This is a genomic window from Streptococcus sp. HMSC067H01, from assembly GCF_001814775.1.
GTDB lineage: Bacteria > Bacillota > Bacilli > Lactobacillales > Streptococcaceae > Streptococcus.
This window is the reverse complement of the sequence record NZ_KV817763.1, coordinates 1-5,171: the sequence shown is the minus strand read 5'-3', so window position 1 is coordinate 5,171 and position 5,171 is coordinate 1. Positions and strand designations below refer to the sequence as shown.

General features: G+C 38.9%; 3 protein-coding genes and 2 pseudogenes. All 5 read left to right on the top strand.

The genetic code is table 11. From position 1 onward, the window contains the following. Nucleotides 1–204 (top strand): annotated as a pseudogene (locus HMPREF2987_RS11110) (hypothetical protein); the annotation flags it as partial. 28 nt (nucleotides 205–232) lie between these two features. After that, nucleotides 233–421: a hypothetical protein gene (locus HMPREF2987_RS11145; RefSeq protein ID WP_083312391.1), complete on the top strand. Its 189-nt coding sequence runs from the start codon at nucleotides 233–235 to the stop codon at nucleotides 419–421. 159 nt (nucleotides 422–580) lie between these two features. Further along, on the top strand, nucleotides 581–778 hold the full coding sequence (locus tag HMPREF2987_RS00015; protein ID WP_075228820.1) for a hypothetical protein: 198 nt from the start codon (nucleotides 581–583) through the stop codon (nucleotides 776–778). Between the two features lie 29 nt (nucleotides 779–807). Continuing rightward, nucleotides 808–915: an LPXTG cell wall anchor domain-containing protein gene (locus HMPREF2987_RS11385; RefSeq protein WP_083312396.1), complete on the top strand. Its 108-nt coding sequence runs from the start codon at nucleotides 808–810 to the stop codon at nucleotides 913–915. 471 nt (nucleotides 916–1,386) lie between these two features. Further along, nucleotides 1,387–5,171 (top strand): annotated as a pseudogene (locus tag HMPREF2987_RS11140) (hypothetical protein); the annotation flags it as partial.

Sequence of the window (5,171 nt, the reverse complement as noted above, 5' to 3'; positions counted from 1 at the left end):
ATGCTTTTATTTATAAAAAGGAGATATGTCATGTGTTTTAATCGTGAAAATGTAGAACAAAAGAACTGGCGGATGATCAAAAGAGACTGGAACAAAAGTCCTAGCCTCTCAATTGTCTTTGGATTGTCGAGCAAGACGCAGTGGTTGAGTGCTCAAAGCACTGCTTTGAGGTGGCGGATAGAACTTGCGAAGCAAGTATCCTAAGTCTTTGTTCGCTTTTTAAGCTTCAAAGATGCCCTATGTTGACGGAAACTATGTTTCCTTTATCTACAACCTTCAACAGTCTCCCAGACTGTTGAAACTGTGCGGAGGTGGGACGACGAAATCGAATTCTAACGAATTACCGATTTCTGTCCCACTCTCTTTCGCTTGTTTTTGCAGTTGGGGTAGCTTTAGTAGTACCATCAGTCAAAGCAGATAGAGTAGAAATTAGCTCTACAACAGAGGGGACTAAGCAGACTGTAGCTGAGGAGGATGTAACTTATGCACCACCAGCTGTAGAAGGTGCACAAGTAGCAGTGGCTGGAGGGCAGGCTGAAAAACTAAGGAAGCAGCTGGAGTTCAACTCTCTTCATCGACTGTGGTTGCAGAATCTTCATCTATCAAAGCTGAAGAATCTGCAAATATTGCGGAAGCTGTTAAGGGTGTGAATCCTACAGCAACTGAACTTCAAGTCCTAGAAGACGGATCAATAGTTGTAGCCTTCCTAGATGAAACAGTAGGGGTAATTGCAACTGAGAAAGCTATTAAGAAAGCAACTAAAGAGTCATCTGCTTAAGAAACAACTAAGAAAGCAGGAACGAAAGAATTGCAAATACTGCTACAGAGCAATCTAATGCTTCACTTGGTCTAGCACTTCTTGTAGCAGCGACAGGCGGATTCCTCGTCTTTAAAAAACGTAAGGAAAAAGAGTAAGAAATTACTCAAATAAAGGAAACCTGAGAATTTCTATTCTAAGAATTTGCTAGGAAAGAATCGGAGATAAAATAGTTTTCAGCTGCTAAATTTAAAATTTTTGTGATAAAAATAATCATAAACCAATATTTTTTTAAATGGTTATAAATAAAACAACTATTGAAAATCAACCGTGTGCAAAAAAAAGTATAAAATACGAATTAAATAATCATATAAACTACAAAAACGACGCAAGTCCACGTATTTCTAACAATAACAACGTTTCGATATTGATATTTTTCATTTAAATGAATATTTTATATATTTAAAAAACTTACATTTATATGTTGAAAAGGTTTACATATTTACATATTTTAAAAATGAATGATTTTTAAAAATAGTAAGTTCCTCAGTTGACTATTTTTTTAAGAAGATGTATAATAATCTTGTATGTAATGAACATGCTTTTATTTATAAAAAAGGAGATATGTCATGTATTTTAATCGTAAAAATGCAGAACAAAAGAACTGGCGAATGATCAAAAAAGGTAAACATTTCTTATTTGGTTGTTCGCTTGTTTTTGCAGTTGGGGCAACTTTGGTGACTCCAACAGTTAAGGCAGATACAGTTGCTGGTAAGGGGGAGGTAGAAACCGCCACTACCAACTCAGATAGCAAGGCTAGCCCTGATGAAGAGGTGGGGACTTATAAAGCGCCCGCTACTGTAGCAACTCAACCGGTAGCAGTTGAAGAGGCAGTTGTAGCAGAGAAACCAACAGTCAAAGTGGTTAACAAAGAAGCTTTGACCCAGTTGGTTGAAGAAGTGAAAGGCTTGGACAAGACAGGAAAAACAGAAGATTCTCTTTCTCGTTTAAACACAGTCCTTGAACAGGCTCAAAAGGTTTTGACAAATGCAGAAGCTAGTCAAGATCAAGTAGATGCAGCGGTTGCTAGTCTCAAGGAGGCAGTAGCTCAACTTGCTGCCAAAGAAGAAAAAGCAGCAACAGTTGCAACAGAAGAAAAAACTGTAGCAGCAGAGGAAAAGACTGAGGCTACAGAAGATAAAGCTGTACCAACAGACGAAACAACAGAAACTTCAGCCACTCAACCTAAGTCAAGAAGCCGTCGAGCGGCAGGGCAAGAACGTGCTCAAGATCGCTCTATGGAAGGGAAGGACATTAAGTACGTTTACAAAGATAAACAAGCTACGGTTAATGGTGGAGATCCAACTCAGCGTGCTAAGATTGAGTACAGACAGTTGGATGACTACGAAGTAGTCAACGGTAAAACAGTACCTACTGATCCATCTGGACAAGGGCGCCCAGTCCTAGAGTGGACTGTCACCTTCAACGAGGTCCAATACGATAATCCTGGAGGTTATTATTACTTTACAATTCCAAACAATGTATCTGACCCTTATAATTTTGTGACAGATTATGATGGCGCTTACGTAGATCGATATGGCTGGAAGGATGCAAATAAAGAATCAGGTGCTGGTTCAGCAAATGCAGAAGGTGTTCAGTATATTGATGCGGGTAATAGACTTGAATGGCGAGTCAAGAATACCGTTGGGGGAGACTACAACAAGGTAGATGGTCTTAGTGGTGTTATGGGGGATAGCAAGAAGGTCTATGTTCTTCAGCTAGCTAATAACACTGGGGCTCGCAAGTTTACTATTAAGTACCGTACGGTAGTAGAAGATTCATCACAGGTCATTTCTTATCTAGCCGGAGTTGAATCTAAGTCAGGAAGACTACCAAAATACAATTGGTATGCAATTTCAGGTAAGTACGACAAGAACTTGGTTAGTCAGGTTGCAACACCAAGCGTAACTCCAAACTTGAAAAACACCTCTGTCAACGTTCCTGTTCAGACAGTAGCGTCAACTTCAAGCACTCTTTCAGGAACAGGGGTTCCAGGGGCAACTATCAAACTTTATATTGATGGTCGTGAACAAAATATCGGAACTGTCACTGTTGACAACGATGGAAACTGGACTACAGGTGAGCTTCCAACAGCCTTGAACAACAACCAAGGTGATGGTACAACCATCAAACCTCGTCAAACAGTACAGGTGAGTCAAACTGTCAACGGAACTGAAAGTAGCCGTCGTACAGTACCAGTATCTGTCGGTGTGACAACTGTTGAACCTTCAAGCTTGACTACTAACCAAGCTGCAGTTGTAGCAGGGCAAAAAGAGGTTACTCTTAAGGTTCCTCATGATGCAGGGATTGCCTACATGCGCTATACAAATACTGCGGGTCAAACAGTTGAGATTCCAGTCAAACGTGACAATCTCTCGGCTGCATGGGTATCACAAAAGTCAGATAAGGCAACTGTAAAATCATACGCACATGGTAAGTTTGAAGATACGATTGTGCTTACAATGGCTGACAAGATTGCAGGTACAGAAGTATCAGCTATTTCAAACGTAACCGATGGTGGCTTCTCAAGTGTGGCTGGCTGGCAACCACGCTCAGTAGAAAACCAAGCTCCAACTATTGCATCAGCAGTTGAAGGAAACAAAAAAACTGTTCAACAAGGTGCTCAACTAGATCTTGCATCTCTTGTGACTGTAGCAGATAAAGAAGATGATGCTCAAGCAACCCTAGGTGATAAGGTCCATGCTGAAGTTGTTTCAGTAAATGGCGACACAGCAACCAAGACCGTTGATACAAATACCCAAGGCACTTACACAGTTAAGTATAAAGCTGTTGATAGCCAAGGTAAAGAGTCAGACGAGATTGAAGTTACTGTAGTTGTAACTCCTGCACGTGAAAACGTAGCACCAACAGTAGAGATTCCGTATTCAGATCCAGCTCCAAACAAAAAAGAAGTTTATCTATATACTGGAGAAGAAGCTGACGTTGATATTACCTTTAACGATGATTCTGGAAAAATTAAATCCGCTTCATTGAAAAAAGGTGGAAATATTGCCTTAAATAATATTGATGGGAACCCAGAAAAACAAGATAACGAATGGGGTTACACTGTAACAGCAATTAATTCTGAAACTCCTACACCAGCAAAAATTAAAGTTACTGGACAAGTTTCTGGTATTGCTGAAAATAGACTTCCAAAAACAGAAAACGACTCTTTAGAGCTTGTAACACGTTTTGCAACAGCAACAGATACAGATGGTGCAGAGATTTCTAATAATGCAACAAAAACTAAAAATAATGGAGAAATAGTTGGTACATACCTTACTGACCCAGGTGCAGTAACTTTCGTATTAAAAGCACAAACTAAGAAATATGATATTAAAACTCCAGCAGTGGCTGATAAAGTAACTGTATCAGATGCTAACAATGTTACTGATAAAGAGTTTGAAAAAATTAAAGAGAAAGTTAAAGTTGAATATTCTCAAAACAATCCAGATGCACGTTTGGCTGACAAAAAAGGTCAAGAAGTAGAAGATGCTTCAAAAGTTGTTGATAAAGTAGAAAAAGAAGGAAACAATGTTGTTGTAACCTATAAAGATGGTTCTAAAGATACAAAACCATTGTCAGATTTTGTAAACGTAGCTCCAACAGTTGAACTTCCATACTCAAATGAAGCTAATAAACAAATCTATGTTTATACAGGTGAAAACACTGATTTAACTTTCAAAGGTTCTGATGAAACTGAAGTTAAAGGTCTTAAGCTTCGTGGACCTGGAGATACTACATGGAATAATGCAGCAGGTTATGGATTACCAACAGGTAAAGTTGAAAATGGTGCAGTCACTGGAGAAGGTTCAGTCTCTGATGATAAGAAGACAGCTACTATCAAGATGACTGGGGTAACTAACCTAAATGCAGGTCAAAAATGGACTAGCTTTGTTGTTGCTGAAGACAATAATGATGCACCATCAACTACTGATTTTAGAGCATTAGATAGAAATCCGAATGCAACTCAGACTCCAGGATATGTTCAATTCATCGTTAAATCTCAAACAGATAAGTACGATATTGCAACTCCAGCTCCAGCTGATAAAGTTGAGGTAGCAGACCCATCTAACGTAACAGACACTGAGTTTGATAAAATCAAAGAGAAACTTCAACTTGAGTACAAGAAAGATAACGACGATGCGAATATCGCAAAAGATACTGCAGTTGATAAAAATGGTAAGATTCAATCAGTCACAAAAGAAGGAAACAATGTTGTTGTAACCTATAAAGATGGTTCTAAAGATACAAAACCATTGACAGAATTTGTAATTAAAGATACAACAGCGCCAGCTAAACCAGAAGTTAAGACAGATTTAACAGGTAAAGCAGGAACTAAAGATCCAGTTGA

What these genes read in the sequence shown, in the direction of transcription:
- HMPREF2987_RS11145 (WP_083312391.1), top strand. Translation starts at nt 233, where the DNA reads ATGCCCTATGTTGACGGAAACTATGTTTCCTTTATCTACAACCTTCAA.